Source organism: Mycobacterium sp. SMC-11, assembly GCF_046250095.1.
GTDB classification, from domain to species: domain Bacteria; phylum Actinomycetota; class Actinomycetes; order Mycobacteriales; family Mycobacteriaceae; genus Mycobacterium; species Mycobacterium heraklionense_A.
Genome location: NZ_CP176430.1, coordinates 358,814 through 378,842, shown reverse-complemented (window position 1 = coordinate 378,842; position 20,029 = coordinate 358,814). Strand labels below are relative to the sequence as shown.

Sequence of the window (20,029 nt, the reverse complement as noted above, 5' to 3'; positions counted from 1 at the left end):
ATTTAGCCAAGAAAGCGCCAAAAATCGCTTTGGGCCGTCTAACGGGCGCTCTGGCTCCTTAGCTCATCAGGGTTCGATGGGGGTGCCACCGATGATGGTCCGCCCAATGCCGTCCGGGGTGTAGGAGATGTAGACCGGTTGCTGGCCGAAGAGCCAGTTGCCGGTGTTCATGTTGTTTCCGCCGACCACGATCGGGCTGCGAGTGGCGTCATCAGTTGGCGCCGGGAGCGTCGAGTCGACTTTGTACTCGTACAACAGCGTGCCGTCCTTGGTGTAGACGGAGATCTCCGTGCCGTTGGGCAACTTTCCGTCGATCGGAGTTACGCCCGCAGCGTTGAGCACCGAGGACGGCATGGTGCCGTACACACCGCCGGAGTCGATCACCGCCTTGACCGACGTGGGCGCCTCACCGTTGATGCTCACCTTCAGGTCACTGACATTGGTGAGGGTCCACGGTGCGCCCTGGATCACGGTTCCACCCTCCAACGGATTGTCCCCGAAGACCAACCTGCCGCCCGGCTGGTCGATCAGCACGCCGTTACCGAGATTGCCCGGCAGATCGGCGGTCGGAATGTGGTCGGGAGTAGGTCCGAGCGCGTTGGGTCCGATGCCCAAGATCCCGGTGGACGAGCCGGCCAGGTAGCTCTCAATGGACCACGCGCCCGTGAGGCTGAAGTCCGCCGGGAACGCGAACAGCACCGCATCCACCGTGGTGTCGGCGGTAAGGGTGTCGCCGTTCTCACCGGTGAAGGTGACCGTGGTGGGCAGCTCCAGATAGAAGTAGTTCAACGCACCGCCGAATTGGCCGATGTTGAAACCGGTGGGCAAGCCGGTGATGCCGAACGGGTTGATGTTCCAGATCGGGATGACCAGCCCGGCGGCGCCGGTGTCGACCAGCACCTCGGTCTGCGAGCCCCCGCCCACCGAGACGTTGATCACCGGTTGGGTGTTGAGATTGACCTCCAACGGGACGGTGAAGCTGTCGGGAAGGTTGTCACTGTCGGGGCCGTAGGCAACGGCACTGCCAGGAAGACCGTCGCCGAACAGCCACGGCGCGATGCTGTTGAGCGGGCTGTAAATGAGGTCCTGGTACCAGCCGTTGAACAGGGTGTCCAGCGAGGACAGCGCAGAACCCGGGTCGGTGTCTGCGGCGAGGCCCGGGTCGACCCAGCTGATCGCGTCGATGATGGGCTGGAACAGGTCGTCCCAGTCAGCCTGAGCGGCCGGGGCGGGTGCGCCCAGCGCCAGGACCGCTCCCACGGCACCGACGGCGCCCACCAGGCGATGGCGACGAGCTGACATAGCTACCCCTCCGGATGAATAACGGCGCAGGAATACACCGGAATTTCTCAGTAATGGTTAGGCTAACCGATCAGCTTCAACACCGCATCCGCAAAGGAGCGCCGGCCGACGACAAGGCCCCCGGAACTGCTTCCGAGGGGCCTTGCCGTGAGGGAAGTCTCAGCCCAGGACCAGCGACTCGCCGTCCGCGCTGATGTTGATCGGCACGATGTCACCGTCGTGCACCTCACCGGCCAGCAACATCTTGGCCAACTGGTCGCCGATGGCCTGTTGGATCAACCGGCGCAGTGGACGCGCCCCGTAGACCGGGTCGAATCCGCGGTGGGCCAACCACTTCTTGGCCTCCAGCGACACCTCGATGGTCAGCCGTCGCTGCGCCAGCCGCTTGGCCAACTGCTGCAGCTGGATGTCGACGATCTGCACCAGTTCCTCGGGGTTGAGGCCCTCGAAGATCAGCACATCGTCGAGCCGGTTGATGAACTCCGGCTTGAACGCCGCCCGCACCGCGGCCATCACCTGCTCCTCGGTCCCACCGGACCCCAGGTTGGAGGTCAGGATCAGGATCGTGTTGCGGAAGTCCACCGTGCGGCCCTGGCCGTCGGTGAGCCGGCCCTCGTCGAGGACCTGCAGCAGCACGTCGAACACGTCCGGGTGGGCCTTCTCCACCTCGTCGAACAGCACCACGGTGTAGGGCCGGCGGCGCACCGCCTCGGTCAGCTGACCGCCCTGGTCGTAGCCGACGTAGCCCGGAGGCGCACCGACGAGGCGAGCCACCGAGTGCTTCTCGCCGTACTCGCTCATGTCGATGCGGACCATGGCCCGTTCGTCGTCGAACAGGAAGTCGGCCAGCGCCTTGGCCAGCTCGGTCTTGCCCACGCCGGTGGGGCCCAGGAACAGGAACGAGCCGGTCGGCCGGTTGGGGTCGGCGACCCCGGCCCGGCTACGCCGCACCGCATCCGAGACGGCTTGCACGGGCTTGCGTTGCCCGACGACCCGCTTGCCCAGCTCCTCTTCCATGCGCAGCAGCTTGGCGGTCTCGCCTTCCAGCAGCCGGCCGGCCGGGATGCCGGTCCAGGCGCTCACCACATCGGCGATGTCGTCGGGTCCGACCTCTTCCTTGAGCATGACGTCTTCACGGGCCTGCGCGTTGGGCAGTGCCGCTTCGAGTTTCTTCTCCACCTCGGGAATGCGGCCGTAGCGCAGCTCGGCTGCCTTGGCCAGGTCGCCGTCACGTTCGGCCCGGTCGGACTCGCCGCGCAGCGCTTCCAGTTGCTCCTTGAGCTCACGGACGATGTCGATGGCACCCTTCTCGTTCTGCCACCGGGTCGTCAGCTGCGCCAGCTTCTCCTTGTAATCGGCGAGCTCGCTGCGCAGCTTCTCCAACCGGTCCTTGGACGCGTCGTCGGATTCCTTGCTCAGCGCCATCTCTTCGATTTCCAGCCGGCGAACGAGTCGCTCGACCTCGTCGATCTCCACGGGCCGCGAGTCGATCTCCATCCGCAGCCGCGACGCGGCCTCATCCACCAGGTCAATCGCCTTGTCCGGCAAGAACCTTGCGGTGATGTAGCGGTCGGAAAGAGTGGCGGCAGCCACGAGCGCGGAGTCGGTGATGCGCACACCGTGGTGCACCTCGTAGCGGTCCTTGAGTCCACGCAGGATGCCGATGGTGTCTTCGGCCGATGGTTCGCCGACGTAGACCTGCTGGAAACGACGCTCCAGGGCAGCATCCTTCTCGATGTACTTGCGGTACTCCTCCAGCGTGGTGGCGCCGACCAACCGCAGTTCACCGCGCGCCAGCATCGGCTTGATCATGTTGCCGGCGTCCATCGCGCCCTCACCGGTGGCACCGGCGCCCACGATGGTGTGCAGCTCGTCGATGAACGTGATGATCTGCCCGGCAGAGTCTTTGATCTCGTCCAGCACGGCCTTGAGGCGTTCCTCGAACTCGCCGCGGTACTTGGCGCCGGCCACCATCGAGCCCAGATCCAGGCTGACGACGGTCTTGTCGCGCAGGCTGTCGGGGACGTCGCCGGCGACAATGCGCTGGGCCAGGCCCTCGACGATCGCGGTCTTGCCGACGCCGGGCTCACCGATGAGCACCGGGTTGTTCTTGGTGCGCCGGCTCAAAACCTGTACCACTCGGCGGATCTCGGTGTCACGACCGATCACCGGGTCCAGCTTGCCCTCACGGGCTCGCGCGGTCAGATCGGTGGAGTACTTCTCCAACGCCTGGTAGCTGGCCTCCGGGTCGGGGCTGGTTACCCGAGCGCTGCCGCGCACCTTGACGAACGCCTCCCGCAACGCTTGCGGCGAAGCACCGTGGCCGGTCAGCAGCTTGGCGACATCGGAGTCGCCGGTCGCCAATCCCACCATCAGGTGCTCGGTCGAGACGTACTCGTCGTCGAGTTCGGTGGCCAGCTGCTGGGCCACGGTAATCGCGGCCAGGGAGTCGCGGGACAACTGCGGCTGCGCGTTGGAGCTGGTGACCTGCGGCGCAAGATCAATCAGACGCTGGGCTTCGTCGCGGACTGTCGCCGGGTTCACCCCGACCGCCTCCAGCAGCGGCGCAGCGATCCCGTCGTTCTGGGTAAGCAGGGCCTGCAGCAGATGGGCAGGCCGGATTTCAGGGTTGCCGGCGGCGGTGGCCGTCTGCAAAGCCGCGGTCAGAGCTGCCTGCGTCTTGGTGGTCGGGTTGAACGAGTCCACGACACCTCCATTCGGGGTCAGAGCGGGCCTACACGGGCCCGCCAAAAATGCTTGTCGTGTTGTCCAACGTCGTCAAGGTTGAGTCTGTTCCGCTCAAGTCTATTTTTCTTGCCGGGTAGCGGTCCGCTTCAGCCCAGGCGCAGCGTGCGGCGCGCGTTCTGCACCAATCGGGGCAGCCGGGAGGCGCCCATCAGGGCCCGGAACAGCCAACTGTCATCCGACGGCAGCACGCCGGCCGACTGGGTGGCATCGAGCAAGTCGAACAGCGTCTCGCCCTCATACATCAGTCCGTCGGCGTTGAAGTGGTACCGGTCGACCGCGGTGCACTGCACGAAGGTACCGACGCCGTGGATGGCCGGGGCCGACTCGTCGTAGGGGTAGAAGCGCAGCGTGCCGCTGAAGTGCCCGCTGCCGATGTAACGAACGATGACCCGGGTCTCGCCCTCCGGCGTGACGTCGATATAGACCTGCCCGGGCAGCGGGTCGTAGCGCCAGTCCGGGATGGCGTCGAGGAACGAGAAGTTGTAGCGCTCGAATTCTTCGAGCCCCACGATGATCCGGCCGAAGGTGGTGGGGTCCTTGTAGCGCAGGTCCGGGGTGTAGAGCTCGTGATTGAGCGACATGTCCCGCATCAGCCAACTCCACCAATACTTTTTGGCCCATTCGGCCGCGAAGGCTACGTCGATCCCGCGGTCGGCGTAGTGGGCGATCTTGCGGTCCAGGTCGACGAACCACTGCTGCGTCATGGCGTTGAGCTCAGACTCGGTGAGCACCTTCGCCCTCCCGCCCGCCAACCCGTCGCCTATCCCGCCCGCCCGGTTGCCGGGAAGATATTCCGGCAACGGCTGGCGCAGCCTCGGCTTGGCGATGGCCTCGCGAAATCGCGCTTCGTCGAACATATCCCAACCCTCCGGCCAACTGGAATCGCCTGATTCCTCTATGTAAGCAGTCACAGGAACGTATCCTCAAGCTTCCCCACGATTCGGAGGTGCACATGGGTGGCGGCCAACGGGCGCCGCGGGTGTGGCGCGGCCAGACCCACGATGTCCGGTCCCAGGCACGTCGGGCTCAGCTGATCGAGGCGGGGGTGGAGCTGCTGGGCACCGGGGGCACGGCCGGCGTCACTATGCGCGCGGCGTGCCGCGACGCCGGGCTCAGCCTTCGTTACTTCTATGAAAGCTTCAGCGACACAGACGAGCTGATCCTGGCCGTGTACGACCGGTGCAATGCCGAGCTGCTCGCCACCATGGCCGGCGTCGCAGGCAAAGCGGCGCCGATCAGCGTGGCACTCGACAGGGCGACAGCCTATTTCGAGGAAGATCCACGTCGGCTACGAATCCTGCTGCGGGAGCCGCAGTCCAGCAGCCTGTTGGCCGATCATCGCGCCGACATCCTGCCCGGACTGCTGGGTGCCCTGATCGGCCCATCCGGCATCGGCAATTCTTCTCCCGTCACCGCCGCACAAGCCATGAGTGCCAGCGCACTGTCCGGAGCGCTCACCACGCTGGTTCTCGATTGGGCCGATGGCCGTCTGCGCGTCAGCCGTGCCGAACTGGTGAAGTTCGCGGCCGACCTGGTGCGCGCCGAGCTGAGCCTGGCAAGCCCGTCACAGCGTTGACTTCTGGCATGAGCCGGCATCGCGCCGTGGACGTGTCCACAGGTACAACGCGATCCAGGCGCCGTAGCCCAGCGCCATCCCCGCATACATCACGGCGGGATCACCCTGCCCGTGCACGCTGAGGTAGAGCACCACACCGGCGATCAGCGCCGGCAGCACTGCCGCACGACGCCGCAGCGCGAACGCCACCGTGACGAGCACGATCGACACGATCAGCAGCACAGGACTGATCCGGTGTAGCACATCGAGCAGCGTGGCGAACCACCCGGAAGATCCGCCGGTGCCGTGTCCAGCGTGGCCCGCGCCGGCCGCGGCCGACGCCCCGACGCCAAGCGCCACCAGGATCGCCGGCAGGCAACAGGCCAGCGTGCAGGTCAGCGCCGCAACAACTCCCGCCGCCCCGAACCGGCGTCCGGTGGGCCTGCTCCAACGGGGCCGGTCGCGACATTCTGACGTGGGTGACATGTCCGCCCTTCGTAGGTATTTCTGCGAACCTATACCCCGTATAGGTATCTAGCAAGGACGGCGCTCTGCGCGGCCCGGTCCGTGCCATCCAGTCGGCTACGGTGCTGCTATGACGACCAGCCTGGCTTCGGTGTGGACGGCGTTGATCCCGCTCGCGCTGGTGGTGGCGCTCTCACCTATCACCGTCATCCCGGCCGTGCTGGTGCTGCACACCGCGCGCCCACGCGAGACCGGACTGGCCTTCCTCCTCGGTTGGCTGGTGGGCCTGGCGGCACTGACCGCCGCCTTCATCGCCGTATCCGGACTGCTGGGCGGCTTACACACGACGCCGCCGACCTGGGCATCGTGGTTGCGTATTGTCGTCGGTGCGGTGCTGATCGGGTTCGGCGTCTACCGGTGGGTGACCCGGCACGGGCACGGCGAGATGCCGCGCTGGATGCGCTCATTCACCTCGATGTCCCCGCTGCGCGCTGGCCTGACGGCCGCGGCGCTGGCCGTGATTCGACCGGAAGTGCTGTTCATGTGCGCAGCGGCCGGACTGGCCATCGGCAGCGCTGGCCTGGGTAGAGAGGACAGTTGGCCGGCGGCCATATTTTTCGTCCTCCTGGCCGCATCCTCGGTCCTGATCCCGATTCTGGGCTACCTGGCGGCCAGCGACCGCCTGGACCCGGCGCTGAACCGGCTCAAGAACTGGATGGAGCAGCAGCACGCCGCGCTGGTCGCAGTCATCCTGGTACTCATTGGTGCGATGGTGGTCTACAACGGGATTCACGCGCTATAGCCGGGGTCGCCGCCGGCCCGCATTAAGATCGCGGCCGTGGGATTGGACGATCGCGACGCGCTGCGCGTGCTGCACGACGCGTTTGCCGTGCCGTCCGACGGTTCCGGCGTAGTCGCCCAGTTCTTCACCCGATGGTTCGGCACCGACCCGTCGGTGCGTGACCTGTTCCCCGCCGACCTGACCACCCAACGGGCCGCTTTCGCGCATGCCATGAGCTGGGTGCTCGGCGAGTTCATCGACCAACGGGCGCAGGAACCCGTAGCGCTTCTAGCCCAACTGGGCCGTGACCACCGCAAGTACGGTGTGACGCAACGTCATTACAACGTCGTAGGCCAAGCGCTGCTGGCCACCCTGCGTGACGAGTTAGCCGACAGCTGGACCGCAGCCGTCGACGACGCGGCCCGCGAGGCGGTGAATCTGATCATCGGGGTGATGGGCGGCGCCGCCGATGCCGAAGAGGGCCCGGCATGGTGGGACGGCACCGTCGTCGAGCACCTGCGGGTCTCCCGCGACCTCGCCGTCGTCCGGATCCAGCTGGACCAACCGCTGCCTTATCACCCCGGCCAATACGTCAAAGTCGAGGTGCCGCAGTGCCCGCGGTCATGGCGCTACTTGAGCCCGAGCATGCCCGCCGACGAGACCGGTGCCATCGAATTTCACGTCCGGGCAGTCCCGGCCGGCCTGGTCAGCACCGCGATCGTCAACGAAACCCGGCCCGGTGACCGGTGGCGGCTGTCCAGTCCCCACGGCGGACTGCATGTCGATCGCGATGCCGGTGATGTGCTGATGGTGGCCGGCAGCACCGGCCTGGCCCCGCTGCGGGCGATCATCATGGACCTGACCCGCTGGGGCGTGAATCCGCGGGTGCACCTGTTCTTCGGTGGCCGCTATCCCTGCGAGCTCTACGACCTGCCCACGCTGTGGCAGATCGCCGCACACAACCCGTGGCTGTCGGTGACCCCGGTGTCGGACTACGCACGCGACCCGGAATGGGCCGCCGACTATCCCGACGTAACCCCACCACGCGGCTTGCATGTGCGGCAGACCGGACGGTTGGCGGAGGTGGTCACCGGCTACGGCAGCTGGGGTGACCGCCAGATCCTGGTCTGTGGCGGGCCGGAGATGACGCGAACTACCGTGGCGGCGCTTATCGCCAAAGGGGCTCCCCCACAACGCATTCAACACGACCCCTTGTCGGAGTGAGAAGTGACTGATCTCGAGCCCTGCGAGTTGATAGATCCGACATCGTCGCTGACGGCGACGTTTGTTCCTGGCGCGGGGATGATCGGGACGTCATTGTGCGACGACGGCGTGGAACTGCTCGGCCAGCGCCGGGGCGTGCCCGCCTACGTTGCCGAGCAGAAGACCATGGGCATTCCGCTGCTATATCCGTGGGCGAATCGCTTGAGCGGCAACGACTACCAGGTAGATACCACGAAGGTAACGCTTACTCCTGGGGTCGGCGGGGTGCACGCCGACGAATACGGCGCCCCCATCCACGGCACCCTGGCCGGGGATGCCGGTTGGCGGGTGAGCGCGCGATCGGCATCGGCGTTGACCGCGGAACTCGACTTCGGAGCCCGACCGGATCTGCTGGCGACGTTCCCGTTCCCGCACCTGCTGGAGCTGGCCATCACACTGGCGGACCGCACCTTGACGGTGCGCACCACGGTCACCGCCACCAGCGAGACAGCCGTGCCGCTGTGCTTCGGCTTTCACCCCTACCTTTGGCTTCCCGACACGCCCAGGGAGCAATGGCACATCGAGACCCCGACGATGCGGTCCCGGATCGTCGACGCACACAACATCCCCACCGGCGCGCTCGCGCCGCACCCGGCGTCGACAGAATTGTTGGGCGACACCGTGTTCGACCATGGTTTCGACGAGGTGGCACCCGGAGCGGTGTTCGCAGTCTCCGGCGGCGGTCGGCGCATCGAGGTGCAGTTCGACCAGGGCTATCCGGCGGCGCAGATCTATGCGCCGGCCACCGAAGACGTGGTCTGCTTCGAGCCCATGGCCGCACCCACCGACGCGCTGCGCCGCGGCGGCTACCCGGTGGCCCGGTTGGGACAGCCCGGCGTAGCCCAGTTCTCGATCAGAGTCAGCTAGATTCCGGCGAGCGGTCCCCCGCAAGCGGGAGGTGCCCCCAACGAAAGCCCCCATTTGGCGCCCAGACAGGGGGATTTCATGTCTGCTCGCGCCAGAAGGGACTACTAGCGGCGCGGTTGCCAGACCACCACGGCGGTGCTCTTGGGCACCACCGCGATCTCGCGACGCTGGTTGGCGCGCAACATCTCCAACTCCGCCGCCATCTCCTTGACCCGCGACTGCAGCGCCTCGACCTGGTTGGTCAAGTCGATGATCCGCTTGATGCCGGCGAGGTTGACGCCTTCGTCGTGCGAAAGCCGCTGGACCTCGCGCAGCATGTCGACGTCACGTTCGGAGTAGCGGCGTCCGCCGCCGGAGCTGCGCTGCGGACTCACCAAACCGATCCGGTCGTAGGTCCGCAGCGTCTGCGCATGCATCCCGGCCAGCTCGGCGGCCACCGAGATCAGGAAAGTGCGGGCATTGTCCGATTTGCTCATGAGCGATTACCCGCCCATCCGGCCCGCGGGTCGAACCCGCTGGCCTGCTCGGCTGCCGCATACGCTTCGAGCGCCTCTTGCGCCTGGCCCTCCAGATTCGGTGGGACCGCGACCTTGACGGTGACCAGCAGGTCGCCACTTCCGCCGGCGCGCTTGGGCACGCCGCGCCCGCGCACCCGCAGAATCCGGCCGTCGGCGGTTCCCTTCGGCACCCGCACACCGACCTTGCCGTCCAGTGTCGGGACCGAAAGCGTGGTGCCCAAGGCAAGCTCGGAGAAGCTCACCGGAATGGTGACCGTCAGGTCGTCGCCGTCGCGCCCGAAGACCTTGTCTGGGCGCACTCGCACCGTCACATACAGGTCACCCGAGGGCGCGCCGCGCAAACCGGCCTCGCCCTGGCCCGCCAGCCGAATCCGTTGACCGTCTTCGACACCGGGGGGAATCCGCACATTGATGGTGCGGGTTCGGGCTGCCCGCCCGGTTCCCTTGCACTCCGAACACGGGTGCTCGATGATCGACCCACTGCCACGGCAGTCGGTACACGGCTCCGAGAATCCGAAAGCTCCCTGGTTGCTGCTGATCACCCCGGATCCGTTGCAGGAGACGCAGACTCGCGGGCTGGTACCTGGCCGGGCACCGCTGCCATGACAGTTGGTGCACGGCGCGGCACTGGTCAGCCGCAACGGCATCTCGACGCCCTTGGTGGCTTCCAGGAAGCTCAGCTCGGAGTCGGTCTCGAGATCGTTGCCGCGCCGCGGCCGGCTGGGCCGTTGCTGCGCGCCACGCCCGAACAGGCCGCCGAAGAGATCACCGATGTTGGCCCCACCGGTCTGCCCGGCAGCGCCGAACAGGTCGTTGAGGTTGAATTCGTTGCCGTCGCCGCCGGTGGAGAACCGATCGAAGTTACCGCCGCCGAATCCACTGCCACCGTTGAAGCGCCGCCCGAACCCGCCACCGGCGAACAGCCGACGGGTCTCGTCGTACTCTTTGCGCTTGGCCTCATCGGACAGCACGCTGTAGGCCTCGGAGACCGCCTTGAAGCGGTCGGCGGCCGCCGGATTGTTGGGGTTGCGGTCCGGATGCAGTTCGGAGGCCAACTTGCGGTAGGCGCTCTTGATCTCTTTCTCGCTGGCGTCGGAGGAGACGCCCAACTCCTTATAGAAGTCCTTTTCGACCCATTCGCGCTGAGCCACGCCGCGTCACCTCCTTACCTGTCAATTCTCTTCAGCAGTGTCGCCGTCGACAACCGCTCCGTTGGCACCGGCGTCCGGGATGGTGTCGACCACACCGACCATCGCGTGCCGCAGGACCTGCTCGCCGAGCTTGTAGCCCTGCCGCAGGACGGTGCCGATCACCGAGTGCGTCCCGTCGCCCTCATGCTGGACCGCCTCGTGCAGCGACGGGTCGAACTCGTCGCCCTCGGCGCCGAACGATGTCAGGCCCATTCCGGTGAGCACGCTGGTCAGCTTGTCCGCCACTGCTTTCAGCGGACCCGCCTCCAAGTCACCGTGGCTGCGAGCGCGGTCCAGGTCGTCGAGGATCCCGAGCAATTCGGTCACCACTGCGGCCTTGGCCCGGTCCGCGACACCTTGCTGATCGCGCAGCGCCCGCTTGCGGTAGTTGGCGAAGTCCGCTTGCACCCGCTGCAGGTCGGCGGTCAGCTCGGCCACCTGGTCGGCCTCGGCGGCTTGAGCGTCGTTGGCGGCCGGCTCCTCCGGCGCCGGCCCACTAGGGGCCGGCCCGGAGGAACTCTCCCGCACTTCACCGGTTTCCGGGTCAATGCGCCGCTTGTCGGTGACGGTGATGGTTTCCGGAGACTGTTCGCGTGAGTTTTCTTCGCTCACTTGGTGTCTCCGTCGTCGACCACCTCTGCGTCCACGACGTCGTCGTCGCCACCGGACGGCCCGCCCGCGTCACTAGCGGCCTGCTCAGCCTGAGTGGCCTCGTAGATCGCCTGACCCAGCGCTTGCGACTCGACGCCGAGCTTCTCCATCGCGGTCTTGATGGCGCCGATGTCGGTGCCCTCCAACGCCTTCTTGGCATCGCCGATGGCTGCGTCGACCTTGCCCAGGGTGTCCTCGGGAACCTTGGAGCCACCTTCGGCCTCACGCTGCTCCTTGACGAACTTCTCCGTCTGGTAGACCAGCGACTCGGCCTGGTTGCGCACGTCGGCCTCTTCGCGACGCTTGCGGTCCTCCTCGGCGTGCGCCTCGGCGTCCTTGATCATCCGGTCGATCTCCTCCTGGGACAGGCCGGAGCCCTCCTGGATCTTGATCGTGTTCTCCTTGCCGGTGCCCTTGTCCTTGGCGGTGACGTGCACGATGCCGTTGGCGTCGATGTCGAAGGTGACCTCGATCTGCGGGACACCGCGCGGGGCCGGCGGGATGCCGGTGAGCTCGAACGAGCCGAGCAGCTTGTTATGCGAGGCGATCTCGCGCTCACCCTGGAAGACCTGGATCTGCACCGACGGCTGGTTGTCGTCGGCGGTGGTGAAGGTCTCGCTGCGCTTGGTCGGGATGGTGGTGTTGCGCTCGATCAGCTTGGTCATCACGCCGCCCTTGGTCTCGATACCAAGCGACAGCGGGGTGACATCAAGCAGCAGAACGTCTTTCACCTCGCCCTTGAGCACGCCGGCCTGCAGCGCGGCACCCACGGCGACAACTTCATCGGGGTTGACGCCCTTGTTGGGCTCCTGGCCACCGGTCAGTTCCTTGACCAGTTCGGTGACCGCGGGCATCCGGGTGGAACCACCGACGAGCACCACGTGGTCGATCTCCGACACCGAGATACCGGCGTCCTTGATCACCGACTGGAACGGCTTGCGGGTGCGGTCCAGCAGATCCTGGGTGATCTTCTGGAACTCCGAACGAGTCAGCTGCTCGTCGAGGAACAGCGGGTTCTTGTCGGCGTCGACGGTGATGTAGGGCAGGTTGATCGAGGTGCTCTGCGAGCTCGACAGCTCGATCTTGGCCTTCTCGGCCGCTTCACGCAGCCGCTGCATGGCCATCTTGTCCTTGGTCAGGTCGATGCCCGACGTGCCCTTGAACTTGTCGACCAGCCAGTCGACGACCCGGTCGTCCCAGTCGTCGCCACCGAGGTGGTTGTCACCGGAGGTGGCCCGCACCTCGACCACGCCCTCACCGATCTCCAGCAGGGAGACGTCGAAGGTGCCGCCGCCGAGGTCGAAGACCAGGATGGTCTGCTCTTTGTGACCCTTGTCCAGGCCGTAGGCCAGCGCGGCCGCGGTCGGCTCGTTGACGATGCGCAGCACGTTGAGGCCGGCGATCTGGCCGGCTTCCTTGGTGGCCTGACGCTGGGCGTCATTGAAGTAGGCGGGCACGGTGATTACCGCGTCGGTGATGTCCTCACCGAGGTAGGCCTCGGCGTCGCGCTTGAGCTTCATCAGCACGCGGGCGCTGATCTCCTGCGCGGTGTAGTCCTTGCCGTCGATCTCGACTTTCCAGTCGCTGCCGATGTGGCGCTTGACCGAGCGGATGGTGCGGTCGACGTTGGTGACCGCCTGGTTCTTGGCGGGCTGGCCGACCAGCACTTCGCCGTTGCGGGCGAACGCGACGACCGATGGGGTGGTGCGCGAACCCTCCGAGTTGGCTACGACGACGGGGTCGCCGCCCTCCAGCACTGCGACGCACGAGTTGGTGGTCCCGAGGTCGATTCCGACCGCACGAGCCATTGTGGTTCCTCCCTGGTAGACGATATCCCTAGTCTGAGCGGACTGCGCTCAAGGATGCTCCTTCGGCGGCTTGGCTGTCAACCCAGACTTGAGTGCTTGTGACTCAACTTGTCGAAGGGGTCAACGGGCCGGCTTCGCGGTTTGTTCCCGCGCCGGCATCCTGCGCCGGCCGGCGGCACCGCGGCGGTGCTCAGGTGGTGGCCGGGATGTGCCGGAAGCCATGCAGGGTGGCCAGCCCGCGAGGCGTCGGGGGTCCGTCGAGCTGCAGGTCGGGGAACCGTTCGAACAGCGCTTGCAGCGCGATGGTGGCTTCCATGCGGGCCAGGTTGGCGCCGAGGCAGGCGTGGATCCCGCTGCTGAAGGACAGATGTTCTTTGGCGTTGGCCCGGGTGACGTCGAATCGGCCGGGATCATCGAAGACGCCGGGGTCGCGGTTGGCGCCAGCCAGTAGAAGTGCCACCGTTTCGCCCGCGGCGACGTCGTATCCCGCAAGCTCGAGGTCGCAGAGGGCGTTACGCGACGTCATCTGCACGGGGCTGTCGAAGCGCAGGACTTCCTCGACGGCCCCCGGCCACAACTGGGGGTCCTCGCGTAGTTTCGCCAACTGTTCTCGGTGGCGCAGCAGCAGCACGATCGCGTTGCCGATCAGGTTGATGGTGGTCTCGAAGCCCGCGCCGGCGAGCAGCAGTGCCGTCACCCCCAGTTCGCGTCGGTCGAGGTCCCCGTCGCGGATGATCTGGCTGTAGATGTCGTCACCGGGGTTGGTGCGCAACCGTTCGATGTGGTCGCTGAACTCGTGATCGTTTTCCCGCAGGGACTGCATGGCACATCGAAAGGTGCTCCACGACACCCCGATATCGAGCAACGGTGCGCCACGGTCACCCCGGTCGAGCATCTGTGACCGCTGTTCCTCGGGGATTCCGAGAATCTCGGCGATGATCAACGCCGGTAATGGTCCCGCGAAGTCGGTGATCAGATCCGGGCGCGCTGCCGACTCCATACGATCCAGCAGCTCATGGGTGATCTCGACGATCCGGGTCCGCAACTTGTCGATCGCACGAGGCGTAAACGCGCGGACCACCGCGCGCCGGTAACGCGTGTGATCGGGCGGATCGACTACCAGCATCGAGGGCGGCTCAGCGGGATTCGGCAGCCCCGGGTCCGTTCGGGCGATCAACCAGCGAGTCGTTTTGGGCAGATTGATGTTGGCCGGATTACTCGCTCCGAACCTGTCGTCACGCAGGATTGTCCGGCACAGCTCATGGTCGGCCGTCACCGAGACGAACGGCGTGCGCGTCAATCGGCCACGCGCACGGATCTGTTCGGTCAGCGGTTCCGGGTCGCCGCCACGCACTGGGCCGATGAGCAAGCGTGCCATCGGGTCGCCGCGCCGCGCCTGCACTGCAAGAAAAGCGCGTGGAAATCCCTGCAGCAGTGCCCACCGAAGCCACAACCCTGGTCTCATCGCGACACTCCCGCCGCCGGCAGCACAAACGCCGACCCTGCGGCGATCGTTGCCAGGTGCCGCATCAGCAGTGTTTCTGGAATCAGACCGGTGGCGCGGCTGGCGGCGGCGCTGAGGAAGCCGGGCCGCGCGTTGACGACTTTCCCGAACCACGCCGACTCCCGGACCAACGGGGCTACCCGCGGCCGACGGAAGGCGACGAAGCGGGCGAAGGCGGTGGGCAGATCGGGTGCCTGGTCGACGAATTCAGCCAGGATGGCGGCGTCTTCCAGGCCCTGGCAGCCGCCCTGGCCCAGATGCGGACGCATGGGGTGGGCCGCGTCGCCGACCAGCACGATTGGGCCGCGCGCCCAGTGCCGGGCGGGCTCGCGGTCGTAGAGGTCGTCGCGCAACACGTCGGCGGGTGAGGTCGCGGCCAGCATGCTCGGGATGGGCTCGCACCAATGGGCGAACTTGGCCCGCAGGTAGGCCAGTTCCCCCTCGGGCGCTCGTTGTCCCTCGCGGACCCGCTCGGTGGCAAACCAGTAGGTCAGATCCGGTGCCATCGGCACGTGCCCGGTTTCGATTCCAGGCCCCATAGTCTCGCCCGCCAGGTCGGGATCCAGGGCGTAGGCAGCGATTCCACGCCAGGCGGTGTAGCCGACGTAGCGCCGGCGCAGCGGGCCGTTGAGGTGGCGAGCCAGCACCGAATGGATGCCGTCGGCGCCCACGACAGCATCGAATGTACTGACCGTGCCATCCGAAAGTTGTAGCGCTACACGGTCTCCCACCATCGTCACGTCCGTGGCGGCCAGCCCGTAGTGCAGGCTGCCCGACGCCAGCGCTTCGGCGAGGATGTCGCGAAGCACCGAGCGCTGCACCACCACCAGCGGTTCACCCAGGGCCCGGACCATCCGTTCGGCCGCGGGACGGCGCAGCCACGACCCGTCGTACCAGCGCGCCGCGCCCGCGGTAATCCGGCCGCCCGCCGCACGGACCTCTTCGCCCAGGCCGAGGCGATCCAGGGCGGCCAGGGCATTAGGCCAGATGCTGATGCCGGCGCCCGATGAGGTGTCGGCCCGTTGTTCGACAACGGTGACCTCGTGACCGCGACGCTGCAGCCCGATCGCGGTCGCCAGCCCGGCGATGCCCGCCCCCACCACGCCGATTCGCTTGCTCATCGGGCCGGACCGTCGGTGCCGTGGGCAGCCAGCCAGGCCGCCCGCCGTCTATTCGAGGCTCGAGACAGCCAGGCATCCTGGACCACTTCGGCCAGTTCGCTCTTGCTGATCGCGTGCAGGTCTGCCTCCCGAACCAGAACGGACAGATGACCGTTGAAATGATCGGTACTGAAGAACGGTGTTGTGGGGTCTTGGATGAGGGCCTGTTTGTCGGCGTCGGATTCGACCCAGATCACGATGACATCGGGGTAGGGCTCACCCGTAGCGGGGTCCTTGGCGTCGGGCCGCGGGGTACGGAAGAACACGAACGACTTGCCGCCTACCTGATAGATCGAATTGCCTTTCGGCCCTTCGATTCTGGTGGCATGGGGCATCGACGCGGCAATCTCGTGCACGTCTGCGACTCGCGCGGGTCGATCGGCCATAACCGCAACCGTAGTCACCCATCGAACAGCAGGCGCTCGATCCGCTCGACCGGGTCCATCGGATCGGCGTAGGGGCGTCGACGAACCGGCCTGCGCTAGGAGGCCGGGGTCCCGGGCGTGCCAGGGCTGCCGGGTGTGCCATCGGCGCCACCAGCGCTGCCGTTGCCACCCGGCCCCCCGACCTTGCCGATACCGCTGGCGGAGCCACCTGCACCGCCCGCGCCACCTGCACCGTTGCCGTTCGAACCCGACGTGCCGCCGGCGCCTCCCGTACCTCCGGTACCCCCAACACTGTTGGGCAGATCGCTGCCGCCCTTACCACTGTGGTCGACATCGCCGCCGGCACCGCCGGCACCTCCGACGCCACCGGCGTTACCGGCCGCACCGACACCGCCGCCACCGCCGCCGCCACCACCACCGCCGATTCCGCCGTATAAGCCGCCCTGCGTGTCGCGCACCCCGCCGGCGCCGCCGGCTCCACCGGTGCCGCCCGGAGCGGTGCCATCGCTGCCACCCTTGCCGCCGGCACCACCGTGCGCACCTGGGCCGTAGTGGGCGGCTCCCGTGCCGCCGTTGCCGCCGACATTGCCGGCGGCGCCGTTGGTGCCGTTACCGCCGTCGCCACCGTCGCCACCGTTGTGGCCGTCACCGGAATAGACCGCGCTGGGGCTGCCACCCCCACCCCCGTTTCCGCCGGCACCGGCGATTTGGCCGGCCCCGCTGGCGTCACCGCCGTTGCCACCCCGTCCGCCGTTGGGCAGCGCACCGTCGCCGTAGCCATAGCCGGCGGTACCGCCATCACCGCCGGCGCCGCCGTTGCCGATCACACCGGAGTCGCCGCCGTCACCGCCGTTACCGCCGTTCGGCGAGTAGGTGCCGTACGTGGTGGAGCCGTTGCCGCCGCGGCCGCCGGCACCGCCGTCCCCACCGGTGGTCGCGTCGGCGCCGTCTGCACCGGTGGCGGCATGGGTTTCGCCGGCACCGGCGCCGCCAGTGCCGCCAGCACCGGCGGTCCCGCGATCGCCGCCGTCACCACCGGCGCCCCCGTTGCCGCCTTGATCGGCTCCAACGGCATCGATCCCGTCGCCGCCGCGCCCGCCGTTGCCGCCGTTGCCGGCGTTGCCGGCCGCGCCACCTACGCCGCCGGCACCGCCCGCTCCGTGGGCCGCATTCCCGCCGGAACCACCGGCGCCGCCATTGCCGCCGGAACTGCCGTCACCGCCGCCGGTTCCGTTCGCGCCGCTGCCGCCTGCGCCGCCGGCGGCTCCGTTCGCCCCGTTGCCGCCGCCCCCACCGTTGCCGCCGGCCCCACCGTTGCCCGCAGTCGACCCGCCGTCACCACCGGCGCCGCCACGCCCGCCGGTGCCCGCGTCGACACCACTCTTGCCTCCGGCAGCTCCGCCGATGCCGTCTTTACCGTCACCGCCGTTGCCGCCGGCACCGCCATTGCCGTGGCTGCCGCCCGCGCCGCCGGCACCACCGTTGCCACCGGCCGCACCGGCCGCCGCGGCGGAATCTGTTGCCGCGTCATAGCCATCACCGCCACGACCGCCATTGCCGACACCGGTTACGGCTGTGCCAGCCGCACCGTCTTGGCCTGTTACCCCGGAACCGGCCACACCGCCGCTACCGGCCGCCCCGCCGACACCGCCGGCACCGACCGCACCGGCATCGCCGCCGCGACCACCGGCACCGCCATCGGGATGCGCCGCATCCCCATGACCGCCCGCACCACCATTGCCACCTACACCGGCATCACCACCGGCACCGCCAACGCCGCCGTCGCCATTGGCGCCCGCCGCACCGTTGGTAGCGCTGCCCCCGGCACCACCGCCGCCGCCAGCACCACCATTGCCGCCCGCGCCACCATTGCCGCCGGCATCACCGACACCGCCAGCGACACGGGCGGCCGCGCCCTCGGCGCCTGATCCGCCGTCGCCACCGACGCCCCCGGTTCCGCCGTTGCCACCGGTACCACCATTTCCGGCCAGCGAGCCGCCAGCACCCCCGGCACCACCGGTGCCGCCGCGCCCGCCGACTTCCCCCGCCCCAGCCGGCTTGGACAGATCACTGCCGTCCGCAGCGCTGCCGCGGACTCCGTCCGCCCCGCTACCGCCATCGCCGCCGGCACCGCCATTGCCGTGGCTGCCGCCCGCACCGCCGGCGCCACCATTGCCACCGGCCGCACCCGTACCGTCGACCAACTGGCCGGTGCCGGCACCACCGGCACCTCCCGCGCCGCCGGCACCTCCAGCCACGTTCGGCGTGGCACCCGTGGCCCCGGCCTGGACGGTGTTGGCCGAGAGCACGTCGAAGAACTTCTCGCCCCCGCCACCACCGTCGCCGGACGTGCCAAGTTCGCCGCCGACGCCACCGGCACCGCCGTTGCCACCACCGAGGTCACCGTCGCCACCGCGCCCACCGGCACCACCTTGACCCGCAACACCCGCCGCACCCCCGGCGCCACCACTGCCACCGGCGCCCAGGTGCCCACCGGTGCCACCAGCACCACCGGCGCCGGCAGCACCACCGTTGCCACCGTCGCCACCGGACATGCCGGCGGCACCGACACCATCGAGACTGTCCTGTCCGTCAGCGCCGTCGCCGCCCCGTCCGCCCGCGCCACCGGCACCGCCGACACCGCCGTTGCCACCGAGCCCGACGAGGATTCCGGCGCGCCCGCCGACGCCGCCGTTGCCGCCCACGCCACCTTGAGCCCCGGCGCCACTTGCCGACCCGGCCGCTCCGTCGGCGCCGGCTCCACCGGCGCCGCCTGTGCCACCGAATCCGAACAGGAATCCGGCCGCGCCACCGGCACCCCCGAGACCACCCACCAGCGCCACATCGGTCGAGTCGCCACCGCGACCACCGGCACCGCCATCACCGAACAGCCAGCCACCGCTGCCGCCCGCACCACCTGCAGCCCCGGCAGCACCATCGCCACCGACACCACCGTTGCCGAACATTCCGGCCGCACCGCCGACACCGCCGACCCCACCAGCGACCCCGGCCACCCCGGCCGCCCCGCTGCCGCCGTCGCCGAAGAGGAAGCCGCCGTCACCCAGGTTCCCGAACCACCCCGACCCGCCCAACAGCGAGGTGTTGGCCTGATCGAACCCGTCCAGCCCGTCACCGATCAGACCCCGACCGAACAAGGCCACAAAGGGCTGATTGAGCAGGTCCACCAGCTGCGCGTTCTGGCTGACGAAGTCATCGAACGCGGCGTGCAAAGCCAGATAGAAGTCGTCGTGGTAGCCGGCGGCTGCCGCCAGATCGAAGGCCTGCAACGACTCCAGCCAGTCGGCGGGCGCGCTCGCGGCGCCTCCGACGTCGGCACTCGTCAGGTCTTCGATCCACCCGAACAGGTCCGGGTCGGCCTGCGCAACCGGCCCCGTGGCCAGCGGCGCCACCCCGAACGCCAGAAACGCGGCCACGGCACTGCTAGCAGCCGCACCGCGACGCCCCCGCCCCGGCTTGACTGGACGTCCGGACCCGCTACCGACGCGACGCTGCACCGACGTACCTCCTGCTGTGGGGAGCAATGTTGATCTGACTCACATACCGACGAATGGATTAGATATCACACATGTGATCAACAGCTAACAAAAAGGATAAATACAGTCGCAATATTTGCAACGATGGTTGTTTTACGCGGAAATTAGACCTGCAGCGGCTACCATCGACTGCCTTGTCTCACAATGGTATAACGCCTCGGCGGTTGGCGGATCATCGCGGAAATAGGCCGCGCTACCCGGAATTAAACAGGGCGTATCGCTAATATTGACACCCAGGAAACAACAGCCGCGGGGGAAATATGCTGTGACAAACCTG

General features: G+C 67.8%; 16 protein-coding genes. 4 read left to right on the top strand and 12 right to left on the bottom strand.

Going from position 1 to position 20,029, the window contains the following annotated elements; all coding sequences use genetic code 11:
* Positions 1-66 precede the first annotated feature (66 nt).
* From ACKY0X_RS01785 to ACKY0X_RS01775, 3 genes are all read right to left on the bottom strand, one after another.
* Complete coding sequence (locus tag ACKY0X_RS01785) at positions 67-1,302, bottom strand: PecA family PE domain-processing aspartic protease (protein WP_409428068.1); 1,236 nt, start codon at positions 1,300-1,302, stop codon at positions 67-69.
* A 159-nt stretch (positions 1,303-1,461) separates the two neighbouring features.
* Positions 1,462-4,008: an ATP-dependent chaperone ClpB gene (clpB, locus tag ACKY0X_RS01780; protein ID WP_046284511.1), complete on the bottom strand. Its 2,547-nt coding sequence runs from the start codon at positions 4,006-4,008 to the stop codon at positions 1,462-1,464.
* A 128-nt stretch (positions 4,009-4,136) separates the two neighbouring features.
* The gene (locus tag ACKY0X_RS01775; RefSeq protein ID WP_409428067.1) at positions 4,137-4,907 is read right to left on the bottom strand and encodes a nuclear transport factor 2 family protein; all 771 of its coding nucleotides are present in this window, start codon (positions 4,905-4,907) and stop codon (positions 4,137-4,139) included.
* A gap of 95 nt (positions 4,908-5,002) precedes the next feature.
* Between ACKY0X_RS01775 and ACKY0X_RS01770 the strand changes: the two genes are divergently transcribed.
* Positions 5,003-5,626: a TetR/AcrR family transcriptional regulator gene (locus ACKY0X_RS01770; RefSeq protein ID WP_409428066.1), complete on the top strand. Its 624-nt coding sequence runs from the start codon at positions 5,003-5,005 to the stop codon at positions 5,624-5,626.
* Here the strand turns inward: ACKY0X_RS01770 and ACKY0X_RS01765 are convergent.
* Positions 5,615-6,091 carry a hypothetical protein gene (locus ACKY0X_RS01765; RefSeq protein WP_409428065.1) on the bottom strand — a complete coding sequence of 159 codons (477 nt, stop codon included), beginning with the start codon at positions 6,089-6,091 and terminating at the stop codon, positions 5,615-5,617. The genes ACKY0X_RS01770 and ACKY0X_RS01765 overlap by 12 nt on opposite strands.
* A gap of 109 nt (positions 6,092-6,200) precedes the next feature.
* On the opposite strand from ACKY0X_RS01765, the gene ACKY0X_RS01760 reads away from it, so the two are divergent.
* The 3 genes from ACKY0X_RS01760 to ACKY0X_RS01750 are packed head-to-tail and all read left to right on the top strand — an operon-like array spanning position 6,201 to position 8,981.
* On the top strand, positions 6,201-6,872 hold the full coding sequence (locus ACKY0X_RS01760) for a GAP family protein (protein ID WP_409428064.1): 672 nt from the start codon (positions 6,201-6,203) through the stop codon (positions 6,870-6,872).
* Between the two features lie 36 nt (positions 6,873-6,908).
* Positions 6,909-8,075: an FAD-binding oxidoreductase gene (locus ACKY0X_RS01755; RefSeq protein WP_409428063.1), complete on the top strand. Its 1,167-nt coding sequence runs from the start codon at positions 6,909-6,911 to the stop codon at positions 8,073-8,075.
* Positions 8,076-8,078: 3 nt separating this feature from the next.
* Positions 8,079-8,981, top strand: a complete 903-nt coding sequence (locus ACKY0X_RS01750) for an aldose 1-epimerase (protein WP_409428062.1) — start codon at positions 8,079-8,081, stop codon at positions 8,979-8,981.
* A gap of 104 nt (positions 8,982-9,085) precedes the next feature.
* Here ACKY0X_RS01750 and ACKY0X_RS01745 read toward each other — a convergent pair whose 3' ends face one another.
* The 8 genes from ACKY0X_RS01745 to ACKY0X_RS01710 form a co-directional block, all read right to left on the bottom strand.
* The gene (locus tag ACKY0X_RS01745; protein WP_409428061.1) at positions 9,086-9,457 is read right to left on the bottom strand and encodes a heat shock protein transcriptional repressor HspR; all 372 of its coding nucleotides are present in this window, start codon (positions 9,455-9,457) and stop codon (positions 9,086-9,088) included.
* The gene (dnaJ, locus tag ACKY0X_RS01740; RefSeq protein ID WP_409428060.1) at positions 9,454-10,650 is read right to left on the bottom strand and encodes a molecular chaperone DnaJ; all 1,197 of its coding nucleotides are present in this window, start codon (positions 10,648-10,650) and stop codon (positions 9,454-9,456) included. Before dnaJ ends, ACKY0X_RS01745 begins: the two co-directional genes overlap by 4 nt.
* A 21-nt stretch (positions 10,651-10,671) precedes the next feature.
* Complete coding sequence (gene grpE, locus ACKY0X_RS01735; RefSeq protein ID WP_409428059.1) at positions 10,672-11,301, bottom strand: nucleotide exchange factor GrpE; 630 nt, start codon at positions 11,299-11,301, stop codon at positions 10,672-10,674.
* Entirely contained in the window at positions 11,298-13,148 is a 1,851-nt protein-coding gene (gene dnaK / locus ACKY0X_RS01730) for a molecular chaperone DnaK (RefSeq protein WP_065042167.1), read from the bottom strand. The genes grpE and dnaK overlap by 4 nt, the downstream gene beginning before the upstream one ends.
* A gap of 190 nt (positions 13,149-13,338) precedes the next feature.
* Positions 13,339-14,613 carry a cytochrome P450 gene (locus ACKY0X_RS01725; protein ID WP_409428058.1) on the bottom strand — a complete coding sequence of 425 codons (1,275 nt, stop codon included), beginning with the start codon at positions 14,611-14,613 and terminating at the stop codon, positions 13,339-13,341.
* Complete coding sequence (locus ACKY0X_RS01720) at positions 14,610-15,773, bottom strand: FAD-dependent oxidoreductase (RefSeq protein WP_409428057.1); 1,164 nt, start codon at positions 15,771-15,773, stop codon at positions 14,610-14,612. Before ACKY0X_RS01720 ends, ACKY0X_RS01725 begins: the two co-directional genes overlap by 4 nt.
* Positions 15,770-16,198, bottom strand: a complete 429-nt coding sequence (locus tag ACKY0X_RS01715) for an MmcQ/YjbR family DNA-binding protein (protein ID WP_409428056.1) — start codon at positions 16,196-16,198, stop codon at positions 15,770-15,772. The genes ACKY0X_RS01720 and ACKY0X_RS01715 overlap by 4 nt, the downstream gene beginning before the upstream one ends.
* Before the next feature lie 95 nt (positions 16,199-16,293).
* On the bottom strand, positions 16,294-19,164 hold the full coding sequence (locus tag ACKY0X_RS01710; RefSeq protein WP_409429779.1) for a hypothetical protein: 2,871 nt from the start codon (positions 19,162-19,164) through the stop codon (positions 16,294-16,296).
* Positions 19,165-20,029: the final 865 nt, after the last annotated feature.